The 21,307-nt window shown below is 70.5% G+C and carries 21 protein-coding genes and 1 tRNA gene; 12 read left to right on the forward strand and 10 right to left on the reverse strand.

From position 1 onward, the window contains the following. Positions 1 to 568: 568 nt before the first annotated feature. Entirely contained in the window at positions 569 to 1,618 is a 1,050-nt protein-coding gene (locus QP939_RS11850; protein ID WP_285456772.1) for a chymotrypsin family serine protease, read from the forward strand. On the opposite strand, the gene QP939_RS11855 is transcribed toward QP939_RS11850, so the two are convergent. Both QP939_RS11855 and QP939_RS11860 read right to left on the reverse strand, forming a co-directional pair. After that, entirely contained in the window at positions 1,548 to 3,053 is a 1,506-nt protein-coding gene (locus tag QP939_RS11855; protein ID WP_285456774.1) for a tyrosine-type recombinase/integrase, read from the reverse strand. The two genes, QP939_RS11850 and QP939_RS11855, sit on opposite strands and share 71 nt — an antisense overlap. 171 nt (positions 3,054 to 3,224) lie before the next feature. Continuing rightward, a tRNA-Lys gene (locus tag QP939_RS11860) sits at positions 3,225 to 3,300 on the reverse strand. A gap of 111 nt (positions 3,301 to 3,411) precedes the next feature. On the opposite strand from QP939_RS11860, the gene QP939_RS11865 reads away from it, so the two are divergent. The 4 genes from QP939_RS11865 (at position 3,412) to QP939_RS11880 (ending at position 6,996) form a co-directional block, all read left to right on the forward strand. Further along, positions 3,412 to 3,957, forward strand: coding sequence for an AAA family ATPase (locus QP939_RS11865; protein WP_285456776.1), 546 nt, complete (start codon positions 3,412 to 3,414; stop codon positions 3,955 to 3,957). Positions 3,958 to 3,988: 31 nt separating this feature from the next. Next, on the forward strand, positions 3,989 to 4,531 hold the full coding sequence (locus tag QP939_RS11870; RefSeq protein ID WP_285456778.1) for a DinB family protein: 543 nt from the start codon (positions 3,989 to 3,991) through the stop codon (positions 4,529 to 4,531). A 20-nt stretch (positions 4,532 to 4,551) separates the two neighbouring features. After that, positions 4,552 to 5,913, forward strand: coding sequence for a nitrosuccinate lyase (locus QP939_RS11875; protein WP_285456779.1), 1,362 nt, complete (start codon positions 4,552 to 4,554; stop codon positions 5,911 to 5,913). A gap of 96 nt (positions 5,914 to 6,009) precedes the next feature. Continuing rightward, the gene (locus QP939_RS11880) at positions 6,010 to 6,996 is read left to right on the forward strand and encodes an SCO0930 family lipoprotein (protein ID WP_285456781.1); all 987 of its coding nucleotides are present in this window, start codon (positions 6,010 to 6,012) and stop codon (positions 6,994 to 6,996) included. A 15-nt stretch (positions 6,997 to 7,011) separates the two neighbouring features. Here QP939_RS11880 and QP939_RS11885 read toward each other — a convergent pair whose 3' ends face one another. Beyond that, positions 7,012 to 7,623 carry a DUF4383 domain-containing protein gene (locus QP939_RS11885; RefSeq protein WP_285456783.1) on the reverse strand — a complete coding sequence of 204 codons (612 nt, stop codon included), beginning with the start codon at positions 7,621 to 7,623 and terminating at the stop codon, positions 7,012 to 7,014. A gap of 192 nt (positions 7,624 to 7,815) precedes the next feature. On the opposite strand from QP939_RS11885, the gene QP939_RS11890 reads away from it, so the two are divergent. Continuing rightward, positions 7,816 to 8,697, forward strand: a complete 882-nt coding sequence (locus QP939_RS11890; protein WP_285456785.1) for a serine hydrolase — start codon at positions 7,816 to 7,818, stop codon at positions 8,695 to 8,697. A gap of 4 nt (positions 8,698 to 8,701) precedes the next feature. Here QP939_RS11890 and QP939_RS11895 read toward each other — a convergent pair whose 3' ends face one another. Both QP939_RS11895 and QP939_RS11900 read right to left on the reverse strand, forming a co-directional pair. Further along, positions 8,702 to 9,910 (reverse strand): alpha/beta hydrolase, encoded by a 1,209-nt coding sequence (locus QP939_RS11895; protein WP_285456787.1) that lies wholly within the window; start codon positions 9,908 to 9,910, stop codon positions 8,702 to 8,704. A 148-nt stretch (positions 9,911 to 10,058) separates the two neighbouring features. After that, on the reverse strand, positions 10,059 to 11,021 hold the full coding sequence (locus tag QP939_RS11900; RefSeq protein WP_285456788.1) for an alpha/beta hydrolase: 963 nt from the start codon (positions 11,019 to 11,021) through the stop codon (positions 10,059 to 10,061). A gap of 150 nt (positions 11,022 to 11,171) precedes the next feature. On the opposite strand from QP939_RS11900, the gene QP939_RS11905 reads away from it, so the two are divergent. Then, on the forward strand, positions 11,172 to 11,621 hold the full coding sequence (locus tag QP939_RS11905; protein WP_285456789.1) for a MarR family winged helix-turn-helix transcriptional regulator: 450 nt from the start codon (positions 11,172 to 11,174) through the stop codon (positions 11,619 to 11,621). A 7-nt stretch (positions 11,622 to 11,628) separates the two neighbouring features. On the opposite strand, the gene QP939_RS11910 is transcribed toward QP939_RS11905, so the two are convergent. After that, complete coding sequence (locus tag QP939_RS11910) at positions 11,629 to 12,567, reverse strand: patatin-like phospholipase family protein (RefSeq protein ID WP_285456791.1); 939 nt, start codon at positions 12,565 to 12,567, stop codon at positions 11,629 to 11,631. 103 nt (positions 12,568 to 12,670) lie between these two features. Between QP939_RS11910 and QP939_RS11915 the strand changes: the two genes are divergently transcribed. Genes QP939_RS11915 through QP939_RS11925 form a run of 3 tightly spaced genes read left to right on the forward strand, consistent with a single transcriptional unit; the run spans position 12,671 to position 16,229 of the window. Continuing rightward, entirely contained in the window at positions 12,671 to 13,213 is a 543-nt protein-coding gene (locus tag QP939_RS11915; RefSeq protein WP_285456793.1) for a PadR family transcriptional regulator, read from the forward strand. Then, the gene (locus QP939_RS11920; RefSeq protein WP_285456794.1) at positions 13,213 to 15,225 is read left to right on the forward strand and encodes an NADPH-dependent 2,4-dienoyl-CoA reductase; all 2,013 of its coding nucleotides are present in this window, start codon (positions 13,213 to 13,215) and stop codon (positions 15,223 to 15,225) included. The genes QP939_RS11915 and QP939_RS11920 overlap by 1 nt, the downstream gene beginning before the upstream one ends. Positions 15,226 to 15,275: 50 nt before the next feature. After that, entirely contained in the window at positions 15,276 to 16,229 is a 954-nt protein-coding gene (locus QP939_RS11925; protein ID WP_285459719.1) for a prephenate dehydrogenase, read from the forward strand. Here QP939_RS11925 and QP939_RS11930 read toward each other — a convergent pair whose 3' ends face one another. After that, on the reverse strand, positions 16,230 to 16,433 hold the full coding sequence (locus QP939_RS11930; protein WP_285456796.1) for an antitoxin: 204 nt from the start codon (positions 16,431 to 16,433) through the stop codon (positions 16,230 to 16,232). It lies immediately after the preceding gene. A gap of 23 nt (positions 16,434 to 16,456) precedes the next feature. Then, the gene (locus tag QP939_RS11935) at positions 16,457 to 18,424 is read right to left on the reverse strand and encodes an FUSC family protein (protein WP_285456798.1); all 1,968 of its coding nucleotides are present in this window, start codon (positions 18,422 to 18,424) and stop codon (positions 16,457 to 16,459) included. A 68-nt stretch (positions 18,425 to 18,492) separates the two neighbouring features. On the opposite strand from QP939_RS11935, the gene QP939_RS11940 reads away from it, so the two are divergent. Both QP939_RS11940 and QP939_RS11945 read left to right on the forward strand, forming a co-directional pair. Next, entirely contained in the window at positions 18,493 to 18,942 is a 450-nt protein-coding gene (locus QP939_RS11940; RefSeq protein WP_285456799.1) for an SRPBCC family protein, read from the forward strand. Positions 18,943 to 19,152: 210 nt separating this feature from the next. Continuing rightward, the gene (locus tag QP939_RS11945) at positions 19,153 to 19,899 is read left to right on the forward strand and encodes a polysaccharide deacetylase family protein (protein ID WP_285459720.1); all 747 of its coding nucleotides are present in this window, start codon (positions 19,153 to 19,155) and stop codon (positions 19,897 to 19,899) included. On the opposite strand, the gene QP939_RS11950 is transcribed toward QP939_RS11945, so the two are convergent. Both QP939_RS11950 and QP939_RS11955 read right to left on the reverse strand, forming a co-directional pair. Continuing rightward, a complete protein-coding gene (locus tag QP939_RS11950; protein ID WP_285456800.1) occupies positions 19,896 to 20,369 on the reverse strand; it encodes a carboxypeptidase regulatory-like domain-containing protein in 474 nt (157 codons plus the stop codon). The two genes, QP939_RS11945 and QP939_RS11950, sit on opposite strands and share 4 nt — an antisense overlap. Then, a complete protein-coding gene (locus QP939_RS11955; protein WP_285456801.1) occupies positions 20,366 to 20,971 on the reverse strand; it encodes an RNA polymerase sigma factor in 606 nt (201 codons plus the stop codon). The genes QP939_RS11950 and QP939_RS11955 overlap by 4 nt, the downstream gene beginning before the upstream one ends. Positions 20,972 to 21,307: the final 336 nt, after the last annotated feature.

Genomic DNA, 21,307 nt, shown 5'->3' on the forward strand with positions numbered 1-21,307 from the left:
CAGCCGGAGCTGCGTGATGCCAACCAACTCGCGGAATAAAATCACCGATAAGACAATTGAAAATTTACAGAAGTGCACGCATGAGACGAATGAGACTCACGCTCTTTTAGTCTGCACGATAGTTTCGTCGATGATGTGCGGAACTACACAATACGCCAACGCTGCATCCTCTGATCAACCGTTCACGGTGCACACTTCGATTCAATAGGTGTAAAGTATGTCGAAGCGCGACCGGATCAGTTCGGCGGTCCGTATGCCGACGGGACCGGCACGGTCCACGTCCCGACTGTTCCGGCGACAGCCTCCTCCGCCCTCGCCGCGCTCGCGGAGTCCCCGGCCACCCAATCGATGACATCCGGTCCCACCGTAGCGGCGAGCAGGGTGCAGCTCACGAACGTTACGCACAGCACAGCGGAACTCGAGACCGTGAAGTCCAGGATCACGACCGCGCAGCCCTGGGCCACCGACATCAAGGGACTTCTGGTCTCCTGGGGCATACGCCCCAGCACGAACAAGGTCCTCGTTCAGCTGTCCCGGGTAACCGAAGATCAAAGACGACGCCGCGCGATTGTTCGGCGACAGCGTCGAGATCGAGCAAAGCAGCCGCGCGCATGCCCGCGACTCGCTCCGCAAGGTTCCCGCCGCGCCGAAGACAGTGAAGGTCGCCTCACCCACCGTCGCGGCCCGCGGTGCGAAGAGCGCGGCCGCAGCGGAGGCCGGACCACCCCTGCTCGACTCGTTGCCTTACATCGCCGGCGATCGGATGGTCCGCACCATCAACCGCGCCGATGGCACATACGTCGACGAATGCACCGCCGCCTTCCCGTCGGACACCGGTTCCGGAATCGAGATGGCCTCGGCCGGTCACTGCGGACCGACCGGAACCAACTACAACCAAGGCTACTACTTCACGTCGGACAACACGATCTACTACACCGGCAGCATGGAAAACGAGTACGTCTCGGCCTTCCGCGAGAACGGCGTCGACGCGATGCTGATGTCGAACCCCGGAAACTACTACCCGCTCATGTGGGAGAACACCTCCGGGACATACCAGACGGCCCAGGTGACCTACTCCGCGAACCCCTACGAAGGACAGATCGTGTGCTTCAACGGTTCGTTCAGCGGCACCCGGTGCGGCGGCGCTGTCGTCGTTCCGGACGATTGCCTGCTCCTGGACGGCATCTGGCCCGAGACCGGCGCCTCCTACGAGCTGAACATGTGCAACGAGACCGAAACGCAGGCCGCGTCGATGCTGGATCAGGACGGCGACAGCGGCGGCCCGTGTTCTACGGGCACCCGGCCGACGGGGTCGGGGCCGAAGGGATCATCTCGGCAGGCGACGACGCCGGCACGACAGCCTGGTTCACTAACGGATTCGGCGCCCGCGCCAACTTCGTCGGCGACTTCGCCCACTTCTGAGCCACCTCCGATCGCCGCTGGCGCCCGCGGCTTCGACCGCGGGCGTGAGGCCCACGCACCACTGGGCACCCGCGCAGACCGCGTTCCCTGCGCACACCGTCACGCCGCGCTATCTGCCTCCCGCCTCACCGCCTGGTGCGGATTGCGTCGGCTGATAATCGACGTTCCTGACTTTCCTGCCGAGATCCTCTGGTGACACAGCCGGGGCCAGCAGTCTCATTGGCCGTGGTAGCCGGCGATCTCGTCGTGAACGTCGGCGCACGATGACCAGCGGCCGTGCTGCGACGGGCTGGTGCCGCGACCTGCCGTGGACCGCGTGCTCGGGCGGTATCCCGGCGCCTTTGCCGGACCGGCCGGCGGAGCCGCCGAGCCAGCCGTTTCTCGGTGGCCAGGATTAGCTCGGCCGTGGCCCGCGCGCCGCGGTGCGCGTGCTCGTCCAGAACGCTGGTGTAGGTGTCCGCGGTCAGCACGATGCTCGCGTGCCCGAGCAACGCCTGGACGAACTTGAGGTCATTGCCGGCCGCCAGCGCCAGGCTCGCCGCACCGTGGCGCAGATCGTGCAACCGCACCGGCGGCAGTCCCGAGGCGGTATTGAGCTGGCGGAACAGCTTGGTGAGCCGGTCCGGGTCCACGGACCGGTCCCCGTAGCCTGGAAACAGGAACGTGGCCGGTTCGACGCTGCCGCCTGCCGCGATCCGCTCCTCCCGCAGCCGGCGCAGCACCGCCAGGCTCACCTGATCCAGCGCGACGACCCGGTTGCTGGCCTCGCTCTTCGGCCGGACGACCGCCAGGCGTCCGCCGGGTTCGCGGCGCACCTGGCGTGACACGACCAGCACCTGCGCGGCGACGTCGATGTCGCCCCACTGCAGCCCGGCCAGCTCGCCCCGGCGCAAGCCGAGCATGGCCGCCAGGTGAAACAACGGATACAGCGGCTCCCCTGTCTGACGCAGCCAGGACAGGAACTGCGCGGTCTGTCCGACGGTCCACACCGCGACCGCAGGCCGCGTTCCCGTCCTGCGCCACCACGCCAGCCTCGGCGCCGTCCACACCACCGCATGCGGCCTGCGGCCCGGCGGCAGCCTGATCATCCGGGCCGGATTGCCCTCGATCACACCCAGGCTCGCGGCGTAGTTCAGCGCGGCTCGCAACGTGGCATGAACCCGCTTCAGGGTGCCCCGCGCCAGCGGATGCCCGGCCGCTGCGCGGCACCGGGCGATGGATGTGAACGCCGCTTGGACCTGGACCGATGTCAAGTCCCGCAGCCGGCGCTCGCCCAGCTTCGGGATCAGATACAGGCGGACATGCGAGCGGTAACCGCGGACTGTCGACTCCCGCAGGTCCTCCAGGTGATCGACCCACCACCGCAGCCACTCCCCGACCGTGACGATCTCAGCAGCCTGTTCGACGTCGCTGGGATTCCGCAGGAACTCCCGCGCCTCCCACGCCGCCTGCTGCGTCGCGAAACCACCACGCCGGACCTGACGCCGCTTCCGTCCCGACCCACTCGGCAGATCCAGGCAAAACGACCAGCTCCCGTGGCCCCGTTGCCGCAGGCTTGGGCACCTGGCTCCGAGTTGTCGACCCGTAGCCCGGTCCCGGCAACCACACCGCTTGTAGACGCCAGACAACACGCCGCCCTCCTTCCGTGACCGCACCGTCAACACGGCGCCACCACCAGGAGGGTTCGAGCCCCGGCCGTGAGCTCACACCGAGCACACCACGAGCACACTCAAGATCATCAACTCATCGCCGACGATCACAGTCACGGTCGGAGACCTGCAGGTCACCGTCTATGTCGATCTTGGTGGGCCGCCTGGGGCTCGAACCCAGAACCTACGGATTAAAAGTCCGCAGCTCTACCAATTGAGCTAACGGCCCGCGCTCCCAGTTTAGCCAGGGCCCCCGCACCCTCCCGCACACCGGGTCCGGCTGACGGCGCCCGGGAGGTCAAGACTGGTTCTGCACCCGGCGACTCGCCATCATGCCCGCATGCCCACCGAAGCTGGTTCTCTGCTGATCCTCACCGGGCCGCCCGGTGCCGGGAAGTCCTCCGTTGCCCGGCTCGTCGCCGAGGACGCGCCTCGCCCCACCGTTCACCTGCACACCGACAGCTTCTACGTCTCGATCCGGACCGGGTTGGTCGCTCCCTACCTGCCCGAGGCCGCTCGGCAGAACGATGTCGTTCTCGGTGTCATCGCCGAGGCCGCCTGTGGCTATGCCCGCGGGGGCTACGACGTCGTGCTCGATGGCGTTGTCGGGCCCTGGGCTCTCGCCCCCTTCCGGGACGCTGCCAAGCGCGACCAGCTCGATCTCTTCTACCTCGTGCTGCGGCCCAGCCTCGAGGTCACCCTCGCCCGCGGGACCGCGCGGGCCGGACACGAGCTCACCGAGGTTGAGCCCCTCGTCGGGATGCATCGTGCCTTCGCCTCGCTCGGTGAACTCGAACCGCACGTCGTCGACACCTCCGGCCAGACCCTTGAGGAAACCGCCGAAGTCGTGCGGCGGCGAAGCCATGAGGACGTCTTCAGGCTCTGAAACTGTCGTACCCCCGTGGCACCCTCCGCGCATGACCGAACACACCGCCCCCGCGACCGTGCCGGCCCGTCTCACCGGGGCCCGGGCCGATCCGGCTCTGGTCGCCGATGAGCACCAAGCCCTCACCGAGAGCCTCGAGTACTACCGGCGCACCTTCGAACTGAAATGCGAAGGCCTGACCCCTTCGCAGCTGTCCGAACGCTCCGTGCCGCCCTCGACGCTCTCCCTCCACGGGCTGCTCCGGCACCTCACCGGTGTCGAACGGTGGTGGTTCCGGATCCAGTTCGCCGGCGAGGACCTCCCCAACCTCTACTACTCCGACGACGACCCCGAGCAGGACTTCGACTCCCTCGACGGCGACGTCGGCGAGGCCTTCTCCTTGTGGCACGCCGAATGCGCGCGCGCCCGGGAGATCGTCGCCGGCGCCTCGATGGACCAGACCGGCACCCGGATCAGCACTGGGGAACCCTTCACGCTGCGGTGGCTCATGCTGCGGATGATCGGCGAGTACGCGCGGCACATCGGCCAAGCCGACCTCGTCCGCGAACGGATCGACGGTGCGACCGGTGAATGAGGACGTGCGATGCTGACGCCATGACCGTCGACCCTGACTGTGGGCTTCTTTCGCCCGTTCGGGCTGGTACTCCGGCCGAGGCCGCGACCAGCGACGAAGCGTGGCTGCAGGCCATGCTCGACGCCGAGGCCGCGCTCGCCCGGGCGCAGGCCCGGCTCGGCACCGTGCCGCCCGAAGCCGCCGACGCCATCACCAAGGCCGCTGGCTCCGCCCGGATCGACGTCGTCGAGCTGGCTCGGGAGTCTCGGGCGACCGCGAACCCGGTCGTCGGGCTGGTCAAGGCCTTGATGGCGGCCGTCGATGACACCGCTGCCGAGTACGTGCACCGGGGCTCCACCAGCCAGGACATCTTCGATACCGCCATGATGCTCGTCGCCGATCGGACGCTGCGGCCGCTCCTCGACGACCTCGACGCCACCGCCGATGCCCTCGCCGAGCTCGCTCGCGCCCACCGGGACACCACCATGGCCGGACGGACGCTCACCGCGCACGCCGTGCCGACCACCTTCGGGCTCAAAGCCGCAGGCTGGCGGCAGCTCGTGCTGGACGCCGCCGTCCGCGTGCGGCGCGTGCGCCTGCCCGTCTCGCTCGGGGGTGCCGCCGGGACCCTGGCCGCCTACGTCGAGTACGACCGGCTCGCCGGTGGCGGCGATGCCACCTACGCCGAACGGCTGACCGCCGCGTTCGCCGAGGAAACCGGGCTGGCCGCGACCACCCTGCCGTGGCACGGAGTGCGCACCCCGGTCGCCGACCTCGCCGCCGCGCTCGCCTTCACCGCCGGGGCGCTCGGGAAGCTGGCCGTCGACGTCGAAACCCTCACCCGGACCGAGCTCGGCGAAGTCGCCGAGCCCGCCGCCGATGGGCGGGGTGGCTCCTCCGCCATGCCGCACAAGCGGAACCCCGTGCTCGCGACGCTCATCCGGTCCGCCGCGCTGCAGGTGCCCGTGCTGGCCGCCGGGGTCACGCAGTCGATGCTTACCGAAGACGAACGGTCCGCCGGGGTCTGGCACGCCGAGTGGCAGCTCATCCGCGAGTGCCTGCGGCTGACCGGCGGGGCCGCGCACACCGCCGCCGAGCTGGCGCGCGGCCTCACCGCCGATCCCGGCCGGATGCGGGCCAACCTCGACTCGACGCACGGGCTGATCGTCTCCGAACGGCTCTCCGCCGTGCTCACACCACTGCTCGGGAAGGCCACCGCGAAGGAGCTGCTCGGCGAGGCGTCGAAACGGGCCGTGCGGGAAGACCGGCCGCTGCGGGACGTGCTCGACGAGGTCGACGCCGTCACCGCGGTCCTCACCCCCGCCGCCCTGGATGAGCTGCTCGATCCCGCCGCGTACACCGGTGCGGCCGGGGTGCTGGTCGATCGGGCGCTACTCGACTGAAACTCCGTTGAACCGCCCCCGGCGGGGGTCCGTGTAGTGGGTATCAGGCAGCCGCACCGAGCGGCGGGAACCCCAACGGACACAAGGAGAACTTCCATGCTTCGCACGCGCATCGCCGTCTCCGTCGCCGCGGCGGCAGCCGGGCTGGCAGTGCTCACCGCTTGCTCGGGTGCCGAAACCGCTCAGCCGGTCATCGCCCCCGCGGCGGCCGGGGGCACCGGCGGCGGTCAGCTCTCCAACGGGCAGGTCGGCAACGCCGCCCCCGCGTCGAACGAGTCGAAACTCGTCGTCGCAGACGTCGCGAACGTCGGGCAGGTCATCACCGACCAGAACGGCATGACCCTCTACCGGTTCGACAAGGACACCGCCAAGCCGCCGAAGTCCAATTGCGACGGTGACTGCGCCAAGGCCTGGCCGCCCGCGCTGGCCACCGGGGACGTGCAGGTGCAGGGCGTCGACAAGAACCTCGTCGGGAAGGTGACGCGCTCGGACGGCACCGAGCAGATCACCGTCGGCGGGTGGGCGCTCTACCGCTACGCCAAGGACACCAAGCCCGGCGACGCGACCGGTCAGGGCGTCGGCGGGGCCTGGTACGCCGCCAACGCCAAGGGCGGGAAGGCCGGGCAGGCCGCGGCCGAAGCCGGCGCGGTCAAGCTCAGCGCCAGCAAGATCGACGGCCTCGGCGACGCGATCGTCGACCAGAACGGCATGACGCTCTACCTGTTCACGAAGGACACCAAGAAGGCCAAGACGTCCGCCTGCAACGGCGACTGCGCCAAGACGTGGCCCGCCGTCCTGTCCAACAACGGCAAGGTCGAACTGCAGGGCATCGATTCGAAGCTGCTCGGCAGCATCAAGCGCGCGGACGGCACCGAGCAGGTCACCATCGGCGGCTGGCCGGTCTACACCTTCGCCAAGGACCTGAAGCCGGGCGACGCGAACGGCATGGGCGTCAACGGCACCTGGTTCGTCATCGAGCCCAACGGCTGCAAGGTCGGGACCACTCCCAGCACCGCCGCCAACCAGGCTCCGGCTGACAGCGGCGCCGGGAGCAGCAACTCCTCCGGTGGCACCACCTACTGAGCCACCCCCGAACTCCTAGTGGGCGAGGCCCGGCGGACGCTCTTCACGAGTGACCTCCGGGCCTCGCCCCTTGTGGTCACGACGCAGGAACGACCGGCGGCGCGGCTCCTCGGCCACGCGGTCGGTGTCCGTGCGCTGCTCGACGACGGTCGGCTCGTCGACCGTCTCGTCCTCGGGCACGTGGATGGTGCGGCGGGCCGGCAGCACGGCGATCAGCAGGCCGAGCGCGGCGACGCCGAGGTGCAGCCACGTGTCGGCGGGCCCGAGGTCCATCGGGTTGCCGGCGTTGGCGAACGGGTTGGTCGCGATGAGCCCGTCGATCATCAGGCCCCACACGAACAGCAGGCCGTAGCCGATGAACAGCAGCCAGCCGAACGTCCTCGCGCGGCCCGAACCGAACGCCAGCAGCAGGCCGACGACCCCGGTCACGACGCGGACGATGCTCATGAGCGGGTTGGCGGAGAACCGCCAGAAGCCCACGTCGTGGTGGCCGGCGAAGTTGCCGAAACCGGTCCTGGTGAGCCCGATGATGCCGACGACGAGGAACGCGATCCCGGCCAGACCGGCCAGCACCTGCGCCGGCTGCAGGCCGTGGACCCGGATGCGTGCGCCTTTCGCGTGAACCATGACTCCAGTCCTTCCCACAGCGGGTGGTGACGACCGTCACCGCTCACGGGTACCCCGCGAACACGGGGAGCGAAACGACGGTGCTTGCCCGCAGCACCCGCGGGCGTTGCGGTTTCGGGCCCGGTCCGAGAGCTATCCCACAAAGTCACCCGATCCGGGGAACGCCGGGACGCGCTCCCGGCAATCCGGGTCATGCGCAAGCTGAGCGGCATCTTCCTGGTGGGGCTGTGCCTGGGGGCGATCGGCGCGGTGGTGGTCACGGCGAGTCACGCCACGGCCGGGCCGCCGGCCCGACCGGCCGCGCTCAGCGAAGCCGTGCCGACCGTGTTGGCGACGTCGGCGACGCCGACCTCGAGCGCGACGCCGACGCCGACGCCGTCGGAAACCCCGACGAAAACGCAGACGCCGGTGAAGGTGTCCGGTGTGGACGCCGAAACGCTGGACAAGCTGGTGCCCGGCGGGCACGTCAGCGCCGTGGTGTTCGACCGCCAGCGTGGTGCGGCGACCGTCTCCGTGCACGCCGACCGCGGCTACACCTCGGCGTCGCTGGTGAAGCTGCTCATCGCGCTCAGCGTCCTCGACCGGGGCGGGCCCACCGCGCAGGTGCAGCGGATGCTCTCCCGCAGCGACGACGACCTCGCGAGCCAGTTCTGGTCCACCTACGGCGGACCGGCGATCGTCACGCGCTGGGCCGCGAAACTGGGCCTCACCGGTACGCGCCCGCCCGCGGATCCCGGCCGCTGGGGCGACACGCGGATCACCGCGGCCGACGTCGTGAAGATCTACCAGTACATCCTCGCCAAGGCGCCCGAAGCCGTGCTCGACGCCCTGAAGAACGCCACCGAACGGGGTTCCGACGGCTTCCGGCAGTACTTCGGCATCCCGGACGCCGCGGGCAAGCAGCCGTGGGCGGTCAAGCAGGGCTGGTCGTGCTGCCGCCCGACGCGGATGCTGCACACCTCGGGCGTGGTCGGCGACGACATCGTGGTCGTGCTGACCGAGCACCCCAGCTCGGTCGACTACGCGACCGGGTCGAAGCGCGTGACGGCGGTCGTGGAGGCGCTGCTCGGCTGACGCGCTACTGGTCCGTGTCGGCCAACGCGCCGTGCGCGCCCGAGCGCGGCAGCGGCCACGGCAGCACGCCGCCGGTGGTCTCGACCTGCCGTCCCGCCGGGGCCGGGCCCGCCGTGTGAGCGCCGATCCAGGCCAGGACGTCGGGGATCTGGGACTTGAAGGTGTTCATGTTGTGGCCGGCGTCCGGGATCCGCCATGACGAGAACTGGATCGGCGGCCGGGCCGCCGCGCGGATCTGGTCGATCGCGAAGCTCTCGTAGTTCTCCTTGTCCCCCGAGATCGCCAGGATGTCGACCGGCGACGGGTGGAGGCGCACGTTCACGCGGACGTTGTTGGCGTCGTTGATGTCCTGGCGCCCGCGGAACAGGTCTTCGGTCTCCGCGTCGACCTGGGCCTTGTCGTAGCCGCTGACGCTGACCGCCTGGCCGTACCACTGCGGGTGCCGGGTCACCAGGTTCATCGCGCAGTACCCGCCGGACGACCAGCCCGCGATCGTCCACGCCCGCCGGTTCGGCGAGACGCCGAGCTTCCGCAGGGCCCAGTCGCGCAGGTCCGCCGTCAGGTAGGTGTCGTTCGCGGTGCCGTTGACCTCGTCGACGCACTCGGTGTCGTGGCCGACCTTCGGCACGCCGGTCGGGTCGGGCACGATCACGACCGTCGGCGGCAGGACCATCTTCGCGATCGCCGCGTCGAGCTGCTCCGGCAGGTGGTAGCCGCTGGTGAAGACTTCGGGCCCGGACGGGTAGTTCGGGATCCATTCGACCGCCGGGAACCGCAGTTCCTTGTACGCCGCGTCGAAGTACTGCGGCGGCAGGTAGACAGTGACGTCGCGGGTGAGCTTGGTGCGCCGCCCGGACACCTTCATGTGGACGACGGTGCCTTTTCCGTCCCGGGCGTGCGCTATCCCGGTGTCGCGCAGCTTTTCGAGGTCCTCGCCGTTTTGCGCGGCTTCGGCGTCGGTTCCCGGCGCGGAATAGACGCCGGTGCCGAGCAGCGAACCGAGCGTCGGGAAGAAACCGCCGATCAGGTTGCCGGCCAGTCCGGTGGTGAGGACCAGGAGCACGACGGCGAGCAGGATCGTGGCGCTGCGCCACAACCGCTTGCGCTGCCAGCGGTCCCAGAACCACGGGACCGCGATGATCGCGAGCAGCGTCAGCACGACCACGACGATCATGGTGACCGGCGAATCGAGCCGGATGCTGCTCAGGTGCATGGGAGTGGTCCTTCCGGGCGGGCGGAAAACGCGCGCCCGGATCCGGCCGGGACTCGCACATATATCACGTTTGAAGGCCCGTCCACGTTGCGGCCCTGTGAGTTCTGTCATAGGGCCGCAACGTGGGACTCACTCAGCGATTTCTCAGTTATTTCGCGAAAGCGCGGGAAAGCACGGTGATCGCCTGGGTGATCGCGGCCTCGGCGGCGTGGGTTTCGCGAAGCGCGTTCACCATCACGAAGTCGTGGATGATGCCCTGGTACCGGACGGCCGTGACGGGCACCCCGGCCTGACGCAGCTTCGCCGCGTACGCCTCGCCTTCGTCGCGAAGCACGTCCGCCTCACCGGTGATCACGAGGGCCGGAGGCAGCCCGGCGAGCTCGTCGAGGGACGCGCGCAGCGGGGACGCGGTGATCTCGGCGCGCTGGGCGGCGTCGGTCGTGTACTGGTCCCAGAACCACTTCATGCCTTCGCGGCCGAGGAAGTAGCCCTCGGCGAACTGCTCGTACGAAGCGGTGTCGAAGTTCGCGTCGGTGACCGGGTAGAAGAGCACCTGCTGCTTGAAGGTGACGTCGCCGCGCTGCTTGGCCAACAGGGTCAGGGCCGCGGTCATGTTCCCGCCGACGGAGTCGCCCGCGATCGCGATGCGCGAGGTGTCCAGACCTTTCGACGCGCCGTTCGCCGCAACCCACTTCGCGACCGCGTAGTTCTCCTCGATGGCGACCGGGTAGCGGGCCTCGGGCGAGCGGCTGTACTCGGGGAAGACGACGGCCGCGCCGACACCGGCGGCGAGCTCGCGCACCAGGCGCTCGTGGGTGTGGAAGTCGCCGAACACCCAGCCGGCGCCGTGGATGTAGACGATCACCGGCAGCGGACCCTCGACGCCGGCGGGCCGGACGATCCGCGTCTCGACTTCACCGTTCGGGCCGCCCGGGACGTTGAGCACCTCGATCTCGGCGGGAGCCATGGCGACGTCGCCGTCCTGGACGCCGTCGACGGCCTTGCGCCCTTCGGCCGGTGGCAGCTGGAACAGGTACGGCGGCTGGTCGGTGGCCTCGGCGAACGCCTGCGCGGCCGGTTCGAGGGCCAGGTTGTGCGGGTTGGCGGTCATGTCGTCCTCCTCGGTGCGAGCTGATGCCATGAAGGTAGCTCGCAACTGAGTTGTGCACAACTGAATGACGTCCAATGAGATGTAGCGCACTTAAGTTGCGGCGCTCAAGAACGTCCGGGAGCATGGAGTGTTACGAGAGAGGAGGACGCCATGGCTTCCCTGCGACTGGACGACCAGCTCTGCTTCGGCCTGTACTCGGCGTCGCGCGCGGTGACGTCCCTGTACCGGGTCGTCCTGGCGGAACTCGACCTCACCTACCCCCAGTACCTCGTGATGCTGGCGCTGTGGGAGCGCGACGACCGCCTGGTCAAGGAGCTCGGCGCCGAGCTGAACCTCGACTCCGGCACGCTGTCGCCGCTGCTCAAGCGGCTCGCCGCGACCGGGCTCGTGGAGCGGAACCGGCAGGCCGACGACGAGCGCTCGGTGCGGGTCAGCCTCACCGCCGCCGGGAAGGCGTTGCGCGAGAAGGCCGTGAACGTCCCGGACGTCATCGGTGACGCGATGGGCCTGGACGACGCCGGGCTCGCCCGGATGCGCGGCGAGCTGGACCGGCTGACCGAGGCCGTGAACGCCTACCGGGACGCGCTTTCGCCCGCGTGAGCGCGGGTCACGACGCTTCGCGCAGGCCTTCCAGCACGTCGAGGACCGCACTCTTGCCGAGTTCGACGGCCTTGCGCAGCACCTCGGGATCGCGCTCCAGCACCTGCACGTCCGGCGACCCCGCGGGCGGGCGGATGCTGAGGATGCGCGGGTCGGTCGCGAGGACTTCCTCGTCCTCGACGTCGCGGCGGTAGGTGTCGCGCCACGCGGGGATCGCGCCCGGGGCTTGGCGGCGCAGGAACCGCGGGACGACGACGTCGTGGACGCGCGGGGGTGGCAGCGGCAGCTCGTCGGCGCGGCGGGTGCGCAGCACGAGCACGTCGGTCGCGTCCTGTGCCAGGGCCGTCCGGTACGGGATCGGCTCGGCGACGCCCGCGTCGACGAACCGGCGGCCCGCCATCGGGATCGGCGGCCCCGCCAGCACCGGCATGCACGACGACGCCGCGAGCGCCACCTTGATCGCGTCCACATCGGACAGAAAAGGGTGCAGGTCGGTCGACTCCCCCGTGTCGGCGTCGGTGGCCAGCGGGTGGAAGGTCACCGGGTTGGCCAGGATCGCCGGGAAGTCCATCGGCTCCAGCACCGAATACACCTGGTGGACGAGGTACTCGAGGTCGATCACCGCGCGGCCGCGCAGGGTGTGCAGCGGGTTGATGATCCGGCGCATGACCACCGGGTTCCACCACGTGCGGACGCCGGTCGACGAGCGGCCGCAGAGCAGCCAGGCGCCGTTCAGCGCACCCGCCGACGAGCCGTAGACGGCGTCGAACGCCGGGGTGACGCCCAGTTCGTCGAGCGCGAGGACCATGCCGCTGGAGTAGGTGCCGCGACTGCTGCCGCCTTCGATGGCCAGCGCGAGGCGCCTGCCGTCGGTGCGTTCTCCCGGGACACTGCCCGCCGCCATCCGTTCGGAGATGAGTTCGAGTACCGGGTGCACCCTTTCCATCCTGGTCTTTTCGCGCGCGAAGTCGACCCGATTTATCCCCCTGACGGGGTGAAGTGATGCGCGCCTCGTTGCACTGCAACTCGTTGCATAGGACAGTGCCACCATGGCACTGGAGCACGCGATCCTCGTCTCGCTGTCCGAGCGCGCCGGTTCGGGCTACGAGCTGACGCGCCGGTTCGAGAAGTCGATCGGGTTGTTCTGGAGCGCCACCCACCAGCAGATCTACCGCGTGCTGAAGCGGATGGAAGAGGCGGGCTGGGTGGCCGTCGACGTCGTCGCGCAGTCCGGGCGGCCGGACAAGAAGGTCTACACGGTCAGCGACGACGGCCGCGCCGAACTGGTCCGCTGGCTCGCCGAACCCGATCCGGGCGCCGGGCCGGTCGAACTCGCCGTGAAGATCCGCGGCGCGACCTTCGGCGACCCGCACGCCGTGGCCGAGGAGATCCGGCGGCACCGCGCGAAGCACGCCGAACGCCTCGACGTCTACCGCCAGATCGAGAAGCGCGACTTCCCCGCTCCGGCCGCGCTGAGCGGGCAGCACCTGCACCAGTACCTGGTCCTGCGTGGCGGCATCCGCGTCGAAGAGGGCCAGGTCGAGTGGTTCGACGAAGTCCTCGCCGCCCTCCACCACACCAAGGACGCCTGATGACCCCGTACCCGAACCTGCTGTCGCCGCTCGACCTCGGCTTCACGACCCTGCGCAACCGCGTGCTCATGGGGTCGATGCACACCGGCCTCGAGGACAAGGCGGCGCACTTCCCGGAACTCGCCGAGTACTACGCGGAACGCGCTCGCGGCGGCGTCGGCCTGATCGTCACCGGCGGGTTCGCGCCCAACCGCACCGGTTGGCTGCTGCCGCTCGCGTCGAAGCTGACGACGTCCGCCGAGGCGCGCCGGCACCGGCAGCTGACCGCGCCGGTGCACGACGCGGGCGGCAAGATCGCCCTGCAGGTCCTGCACGCGGGCCGGTACGCCTACCACCCGCTGAGCGTGTCCGCGTCAAGCATCAAGGCGCCGATCAACCCGTTCCGGCCCCGCGCGCTGACCGGCTACGGCGTGCGTCAGCAGATCAACGCCTTCGCCGACTGCGCCGCTCTCGCACGCGAAGCGGGCTACGACGGCGTCGAGATCATGGGCTCCGAGGGCTACCTGATCAACCAGTTCCTGGCCGAGCGCACCAACAAGCGCACCGACGCCTGGGGCGGCACGCCCGAGAAGCGCCGCCGGTTCGCCGTCGAGATCGTCAAGCGCACGCGGGAAAAGGTCGGCGCCGACTTCATCATCATCTACCGGCTCTCCATGCTCGACCTCGTCCCCGGTGGCCAGCGCTGGGACGACGTCGTCGCGCTCGCGAAGGAGGTCGAAGCCGCCGGGGCGACCATCATCAACACCGGCATCGGCTGGCACGAGGCCCGCGTGCCGACGATCGTCACGTCGGTGCCGCGCGCCGCTTTCACGTGGGTGACCGGGAAGCTCAAGCCGCACGTCGGCATCCCGGTCGTCACCTCGAACCGGATCAACATGCCGCAGGTCGCCGAGGAAGCCTTGCGCAGCGGCGACGCCGACCTCGTGTCGATGGCGCGACCGTTCCTCGCCGACCCCGAGTGGATCCGCAAGGCCGAGACCGGGCGCGAGGACGAGATCAACACCTGCATCGCCTGCAACCAGGCCTGCCTCGACCACGCCTTCAAGCGCAAGCTCGTGTCGTGCATGGTCAACCCGCGCGCGGGTCACGAGACGACGCTGACGCTCGCGCCGACGCGGCGGTCGAAGCACGTCGCCGTCGTCGGCGCGGGTCCCGCCGGGCTGGCGGCCGCGACCGCGCTCGCCGAACGCGGCCACGACGTCGAACTGTTCGAAGCCGACGACGAAATCGGCGGCCAGTTCGGCATCGCGCGGAAGATCCCCGGCAAGGAGGAGTTCGCCGAGACGATCCGCTACTACCAGCGGCGGCTCGAAGTCACCGGCGTGAAGGTGCACCTCGGCACCCGCGTCGCCGCGGGCGAGCTGACGGGCTTCGACGAGGTCGTGCTGGCCACCGGCGTCGCGCCGCGCGTGCCGTCGCTGCCCGGGATCGAGCACCCGAAGGTGCTTTCGTACGTCGACGTCGTGAAGCACGGGAAGCCGGTCGGCGAGCGGGTCGCCGTCATCGGCGCCGGTGGCATCGGCGTAGACGTCAGCGAGTTCCTCACGCACACCGATTCGCCCGCGCTCGACCTCGACGCGTGGATGGCCGAATGGGGTGTCACCGACCCGGAACAGGCGGCGGGCGGCCTCGCGACGCCGAAGCCCGAGCCGTCGCCGCGGCAGGTGTACCTGCTGCAGCGCAAGAAGTCCGGGATCGGGGCCGGGCTCGGCAAGACGTCCGGCTGGGTGCACCGCGCCGCGCTCAAGGCCAAGCGCGTCGAGCAGCTCCCCGGCGTCACCTACGAGCGGATCGACGACGACGGCCTGCACATCACCGTCGACGGCACCCCGCGAGTGCTCGAGGTCGACACCGTCGTCGTCTGCGCCGGTCAGGAGCCCGTGCGGGACCTCGCCGACGATCTTCGCGCCGCCGGGCTGCCGGTGCACTTGATCGGCGGGGCCGACGTCGCCGCCGAACTCGACGCGAAACGCGCCATCGACCAGGGCACGAGGCTCGCCGCCGCGCTGTAGCCACAGATGTGTCCCGCACTGGCAGGATGGGGCCCGTGCGAGACGTATGCGTGATCGGGCTCGGGCTGATCGGCGGGTCGCTGCTGCGCGCGGCGGCCGCGAACGGCCGCACGACGTGGGGCGCCGCGGTGTCCGAAGTGGACGCCGACGCCGCCAGCAGAGCGGGGTTCGACGTCACCACCGACGTCGAGGCGGCCCTGCACCGGGCGCACGCCGCGGACGCGATGGTCGTGCTGGCCGTCCCGCTCCCGGCCGTCGAAGACCTGCTGCGGCTGGTCAACCAGCACGCGTCGCACTGCCTGCTCACCGACGTGACCAGCGTGAAAGCGCCCGTGCTGGACGCCGTCCGCCGTCGCGTGCCGTACACGCGGTTCGTCGGCGGGCACCCGATGGCGGGGACGTCGAAGTCCGGCTGGCTCGCCGGTTCCGCGTCGCTGTTCCAGGGCGCGGCCTGGGTGGCCGGGGTCGAGGAGGACACCGACCTCGACGCCTGGGCCGAGGTCGCGCAGCTGGCGCTCGACATCGGGGCGCACGTCGTCCCACTGCCCGCCGAATCCCACGACGAAGCCGTCGCGCGGATTTCGCACCTGCCGCACCTGTTCGCGGCGATCCTGGCCACGATCGGCGCCGAAGGCGGCCCGCTCGCCATGTCGCTGGCCGCCGGGTCCTACCGCGACGGCACGCGCGTCGCGGGCTCGAACCCGCAGCTCGTCCGCGCGATGACCGAAGGCAACCGGGACGCGCTGCTGCCGATCGTCGACGAGGCGCTCGGGCGGCTCGGCGCGGCCCGCGGCTCGCTGGCGTCGACCGGCGGGCTGGCGGCCACGATCAACGCGGGCCACGAGGGCGCGCAGGCCCTCGCGGCCAGCCTCGACGTCGAACGCGCGGGGGTGCGGATCAGCCTGTCCGCGCCGGACGCCCGGCAGGGCCTGATCGCGCTCGGCGAGCGCGGCGGCCGGATCACCGGGCTCGCCGACGGGATCGCGACCGGCGAGGTCCAGTAGCTACCGCGGGTTGTCCGGCGTGTCGTCGAACTTGTTGAGGAAGTCCTTGGCCTTCTCGACGCCGGTGTCGATCTGCGAGTCGTGGCCCGAGAACTTGGACTTGGCGAAGTCCGCCGCCTTGTCCAGGCCCTCCTCGATCTTGTCGTTGTGCTCACGCAGGGCCTCTTCGGCCTTGCCCTTCAACGCGTCGAAGTCGATTCCCATGCGGCAATTGAACAGCACGATCCTCACGTGCGCCTGTGGTAGGGCAGGAACCGCCGGACCAGCCGCAACGGCCGTCGTTCGACCAGGTCGGGGCCGCGGACGGCGTCGAACGCCGACTCCAGCTGGTCCACCACTCCGGACAGGCGGTCCGAGTCGGGCAGGGGCATCGAGCGCGGCTCGCGCTGCTCCCGCACCGCCGACGCGAGTTCACCCAAAGCGGCGGTGAGCAGCTCGACGTCGCCGGGGTCCGGCGGCGGCACACCCCGCCCGATCGTCACGCCCACCTCGGTGACGGCGTCGGCGACGCGTTCCTGCGCGGCGATCACCGGCCACCACGCCACGGCTTGGCGGCCGTTCGCCGACGGCTCCACGACGACCTGCTGGAACGCCGTCCGCAGGTCGGCTAGCGCCCGGTAGGCCCCGCGGCGGGCCCGCGACCGCGCCAGCCGGGCCTCCCCGCCGGACGCCTCGACCAGCGCGCACGAGACGTACTTCGCGACCGCGTCCAGCCCGTCGGCCAGCCGCCCGCCGACCTGCGGGCGACGGCTGCCAGGCCACAGCAGGTAGCCGAAGACGAGCACGATCACGCAGCCGAGCGCGGTGTCGATCAGCCGCGCCACCACGACGTTCCAGCTGCCGGTGTTGGCCAGGTCCATCTGCAGGATGATCAACGGCGTCACGAACGCGCTGAGGACGCCGTAGTTGCGCACCTTCCCGACCGCGACCCCGCCGGCGAAGATCGCGATCAGCGCGACCAGCACCCAGCCGCGCCCGCCGGCGGCGAGCACCACGGCGCCGATGCCGACGCCGACCACCGTGCCGATGCCGCGCAGCACCGCGCGGCCGAAGACCGAACCGAAGTCGGGCTTGAGCACGATGCCGACGGTCAGGGTGATCCAGTACGACCGTTCCAGCGGCACAAGCAGGCCGACGACCTCGGCGATCGCGACGCACAGGGTCAGCCGCAGCGCGGCGATCCACGTCAGCGGGCCGGACGCGAGCGAACCGGCCCACGTGCGGAGGCGGCGGTACCACGGCGTCGGCTCGCGGCGCTTGCGGTCGTCGCCCTTGCCGATCCGGACCAGGCCCGCGTAGAGCGCGGTGAGCACCGGGTCGGTGTCCTCGGGCGGCATCGGCGGCGGTTCCGGCAGCGGCTGGCTGGCCAGCACCGACGCCGACAGCGCGACGAAGTGGTCGATGACCTCCGGCGGCGTGCGGCGGCCGGCGTTGACCATCGCCACCGACGCCTCGACCGCGGGCGTCGTCGCCGACAGCAGGTTGAGCAGCTGCCGGTAGGCGGCGTCGCGGCCGGAGAGCCACGAGCGCGCGGTGAGCAGCTGGTCGTAGGCGGTGTTCATGGCCGTGGTCAGCCGGTGGCGGGCGACCCGCGAGACGGCCTCGTCGGTCGCCGACAGCATCGCGGCCAGCTCGACGTAGACGTGCGCGACGGCGGTGCGTTCGGGACTGGTCGCCCGGAACGTCCAGCTGGCGAGGGCGACCAGGAAGCTCCAGGCGGCCCCGATGCAGAAGAAGCCGAAGAGCACTTCGACGCGGACGCCGGTCGCGTGCTGCCCGGTGCCGAGCACGGCGAAGACGAACATCTGCAACCCGGCGACCGAGGCGTTGCTCCCGGCCGCGCTGATCAGCGCGGACACCGCGGCGACCAGGATCACCGCGGGCACCGACAGCGCCGGGACGCCGCCGGTGAGCAGCCCGATGAGGTAGCCGCAGGTCGCGGCGAGCGTCGCGCCGCCGAGGCGCCGGGCGCGGTAGCGGTAGGGCCCGGCCGATTCGGACAGCACGGCGGGCAGGGCACCGGTCGAGATGAGGGCGCCGACGGCGATGTCACCGGCCGCGTACGCCACCGCGAGCGGCACGGCCAGCGCGACGACCGCGCGGGCGACCATGTTCCACGGCACGGGCACCGGCTTGCTGCGCAGGAGCTGGACCAGCCAGTGCGGCGCGGCGAGGTCGGGGCGCGGCGTGCTCACGCCCCCATCTTGACCTACGCTGCCCGAGACGATTAATTATCAACCTGTCAACAACGCGGGAGGTTCCGGTGGGCCGCAAGTTCTCCTTCGAGGTCAACCGCACGAGCACGGCACCGCCGGAGGCGTTGTTCGCCCGCGAAGCCGAGGGCCCGCGCTGGGCGGAGTGGGGAAAGCCACTCATCGTCCAGGCCCGCTGGAAGCGTCCGGGCCCCGGCGTCGGCGCGGTGCGCGAGGTCGGGCTGTGGCCGGTGCTGATCCGCGAGGAGACGGTCGAGTACGAGCCCGGCCGCAAGCACGTCTACACGTTCTTCGGCGCCAACCCGATCAAGGACTACCGCGCCGAGGTACTCCTCACCCCGACCGCCGACGGCGGCACGCACCTGCGGTGGACCGGGTCGTTCACCGAGCCGGTCAAGGGCAGCGGCCCCGCGCTGGCCGCCGGGCTGCGCGCGGTGATCCGGCTGTTCTCGGGCAAGCTCGTCAAGGCGGCCGAAACCGGGCGGCCTACGGCGGGCTGAAGGGGACTTTCCTCTCATGTGATGCGAGGAAAGTCCCCTTCAGCGCATCAGATGACAGCAAGGTCCCCTTCAGCCCGGCGGGACCCGCGCGGCCGAAACCGGGCGCTGACCGGGGTGGCCCCGGCCACACCGGGTCAACTCCGCGCGCCGCCCCCACGTCACCCGATCGGGTAGTTCCGAGAGGGGGCGTGGATGAAGCGCATCGCAGCGGTGGTCGTCGCGACGGCCTTGGCGTTGACCGCGTGTTCGGCGAGCGTGCCGGACCAGCGGCCACCCGGCACCAGCCAGCCCAACCCGGCACCCGGCGCCGGGCCCGGCCCGAAGACGTCGGCGCCCTACCCGTTCGGCACGGTCCAGCAGAAAGCGCCCGCGATCGAAAACGGCCAGGTCCCCGTGGTCCGCCGGATCACCACCGACAAGCCGTACGTCTTCCTCACCATGGACGACGGCGCGGTCAAGGACCCGGACGCGCTCAAGCTGATGCAGCAGAACGGCACCCACCCGGTGCTGTTCCTGAACGAGAAGTACGTGAAGGGCCACGAGGCCTACTTCAAGCAGATCCTCGACGCGACCGGCGCGACGCTGGGCGACCACACGGTCGACCACCCGAACCTCAAGGGCAAGCCGTTCGAGTTCCAGCGCCAGGAGATCTGCGCCGACGCCGACGACTTCCAGCAGAGCCTCGGCGTCCGGCCGTCACTGTTCCGGCCGCCGTTCGGCAACTACGACCAGAACACGCTGCGCGCGGCGGCCGCGTGCGGAATGCGTGTCGCGGTGCTGTGGACGGCCGCGGTCAACGACGGGCACGTCCAGTTCCAGGCCGGCGACAAGCTCAAGCCCGGCGACATCGTGCTCATGCACTTCCGCAAGACCTTCAGAGAGGACTACACGGCGTTCGTCGAGCAGGCGAAGAAGGACGGGCTGACCCCCGTCCCCCTGGCCGACTTCCTGGGTTAGAGCACCACCGTCGGCGTCACGATCGTCCGGCGGCACGAGACGTCCCCGAGGTGCACGAGGATCTGCGTCGTCCCGCGCGGCACGTTGTCGAGCACGAACCGGCCGCCTTCGTCGGCGGTCGTGGACTTCGTGCCGTGCTCGGCGACGCGCACCTCGACGCCGTACTGCCCGGCGGGCACCAGCCAGCCGTCGATGCGGTGCAGCTTGCCCATCTTGGTCAGGTTGATCATCACGGTCAGGTCGCTGACGGTGAACGTGATCGTCCCGGTGCCGCCGCCGCGCACGCCGGCCAGGTTGTCCATCCGCTCCCACCGGGCGACCTCGACGTCGAGGTCTTCCAGGGCGAGCGCGAACTGGACCCGCTGCACCAGGTCGTCCGGTGGCGGGTCCAGCTCGTCGAGGAAGCGGCCGACGTCGGCCAGGATCCGCTCGTCGGAGAAGGCCTCTCCAGGCGCCCCGAGGTCGTTCATCGGCTTCCCCCTTCACTGGCGAGGAGATCGCGCATCTGGTCGAGGCAGCGCCCCCTGGTCGGGCCGACGCTGCCGCGTGGCATGCGCAGCGCCTCGGCGACGAGCTGGTACTCCGCGCGGCCCGCGAGGACGGTCAGCCGGAGCAGTTCCTGACAGCGGTGGGGCAGCCGGACGAAGGCGCGCCAGACCCGGCGGTCGCGGTCGGCGCGGACGGCTTCGTCTTCGGGTGCCGGTTGGGTGCTCGGCATGGATTCGGCGACTTCGTCGCTCAGCGGCACGGGCTGCATGCGGCGGCCGAAGGGGTGGGTGGCCTCGCGGCGGGTGGTGGTGATCAGCCAGGCGGCGAGGGCTTTGGGGTCGCGGAGCTTGCCGAGCTGGCTGAACAGCGCGAGCCAGACGGTCTGGACCACGTCCTCGGCGACCGAGCGGTCGAGGCCGTTGGCCCTGGCGACGTGCCAGACGAGCGGGGTCAGCTCCGCGACGAGGCGGTCCATCGCCCGGCGGTCGCCCGCACGGGCGGCCCGCATGCAGGCGGCGTGCAGCTCGGCGCCGGTCAGGCCCTCCCAAGGCGGGTCCACCTCTGTGGTTTGCACGTCGGTCACCGTAGCTGCCCCTCTTCGGAAGAGTCTTCGAGTCGGCAATGGCAGTATCGCGGGTCCTTCGGGGGGAAGGAGCGTGCAGGTGGATCTCGGATACATCAAGGTCACTTACTTCGTCGGTCGCGCTCGTCGGTCACATCGCTGCGGGAGGTACCGGCCGACGCGGGCGGGTGGACCCGCGCCGGCCGATACTCCCCTCCCTCAAGGGCCCGCTCCCCAACGGACCCCGCCGGATGTCCCCTCCCCCGAAAGGCACCCGGCCGACGGTGTCCGGAAGCCCCCTCGGCTCCCGGCCACCGCGTTTCCTTCGAACCCGACACCCCCTGTCGCGTTCTTCGT

This window comes from Amycolatopsis nalaikhensis (assembly GCF_030264295.1).
Classification (GTDB): Bacteria; Actinomycetota; Actinomycetes; order Mycobacteriales; family Pseudonocardiaceae; genus Amycolatopsis; species Amycolatopsis nalaikhensis.

What these genes read in the sequence shown, in the direction of transcription:
- QP939_RS11870 (WP_285456778.1), top strand. Translation starts at nt 3,989, where the DNA reads ATGACCGAACACACCGCCCCCGCGACCGTGCCGGCCCGTCTCACCGGG.
- QP939_RS11880 (WP_285456781.1), top strand. Translation starts at nt 6,010, where the DNA reads ATGCTTCGCACGCGCATCGCCGTCTCCGTCGCCGCGGCGGCAGCCGGG.
- QP939_RS11885 (WP_285456783.1), bottom strand. Translation starts at nt 7,623, where the DNA reads ATGGTTCACGCGAAAGGCGCACGCATCCGGGTCCACGGCCTGCAGCCG.
- QP939_RS11930 (WP_285456796.1), bottom strand. Translation starts at nt 16,433, where the DNA reads ATGGGAATCGACTTCGACGCGTTGAAGGGCAAGGCCGAAGAGGCCCTG.
- QP939_RS11890 (WP_285456785.1), top strand. Translation starts at nt 7,816, where the DNA reads ATGCGCAAGCTGAGCGGCATCTTCCTGGTGGGGCTGTGCCTGGGGGCG.
- QP939_RS11915 (WP_285456793.1), top strand. Translation starts at nt 12,671, where the DNA reads ATGGCACTGGAGCACGCGATCCTCGTCTCGCTGTCCGAGCGCGCCGGT.
- QP939_RS11865 (WP_285456776.1), top strand. Translation starts at nt 3,412, where the DNA reads ATGCCCACCGAAGCTGGTTCTCTGCTGATCCTCACCGGGCCGCCCGGT.
- QP939_RS11895 (WP_285456787.1), bottom strand. Translation starts at nt 9,910, where the DNA reads ATGCACCTGAGCAGCATCCGGCTCGATTCGCCGGTCACCATGATCGTC.
- QP939_RS11900 (WP_285456788.1), bottom strand. Translation starts at nt 11,021, where the DNA reads ATGACCGCCAACCCGCACAACCTGGCCCTCGAACCGGCCGCGCAGGCG.
- QP939_RS11875 (WP_285456779.1), top strand. Translation starts at nt 4,552, where the DNA reads ATGACCGTCGACCCTGACTGTGGGCTTCTTTCGCCCGTTCGGGCTGGT.
- QP939_RS11905 (WP_285456789.1), top strand. Translation starts at nt 11,172, where the DNA reads ATGGCTTCCCTGCGACTGGACGACCAGCTCTGCTTCGGCCTGTACTCG.
- QP939_RS11920 (WP_285456794.1), top strand. Translation starts at nt 13,213, where the DNA reads ATGACCCCGTACCCGAACCTGCTGTCGCCGCTCGACCTCGGCTTCACG.
- QP939_RS11950 (WP_285456800.1), bottom strand. Translation starts at nt 20,369, where the DNA reads ATGAACGACCTCGGGGCGCCTGGAGAGGCCTTCTCCGACGAGCGGATC.
- QP939_RS11910 (WP_285456791.1), bottom strand. Translation starts at nt 12,567, where the DNA reads ATGGAAAGGGTGCACCCGGTACTCGAACTCATCTCCGAACGGATGGCG.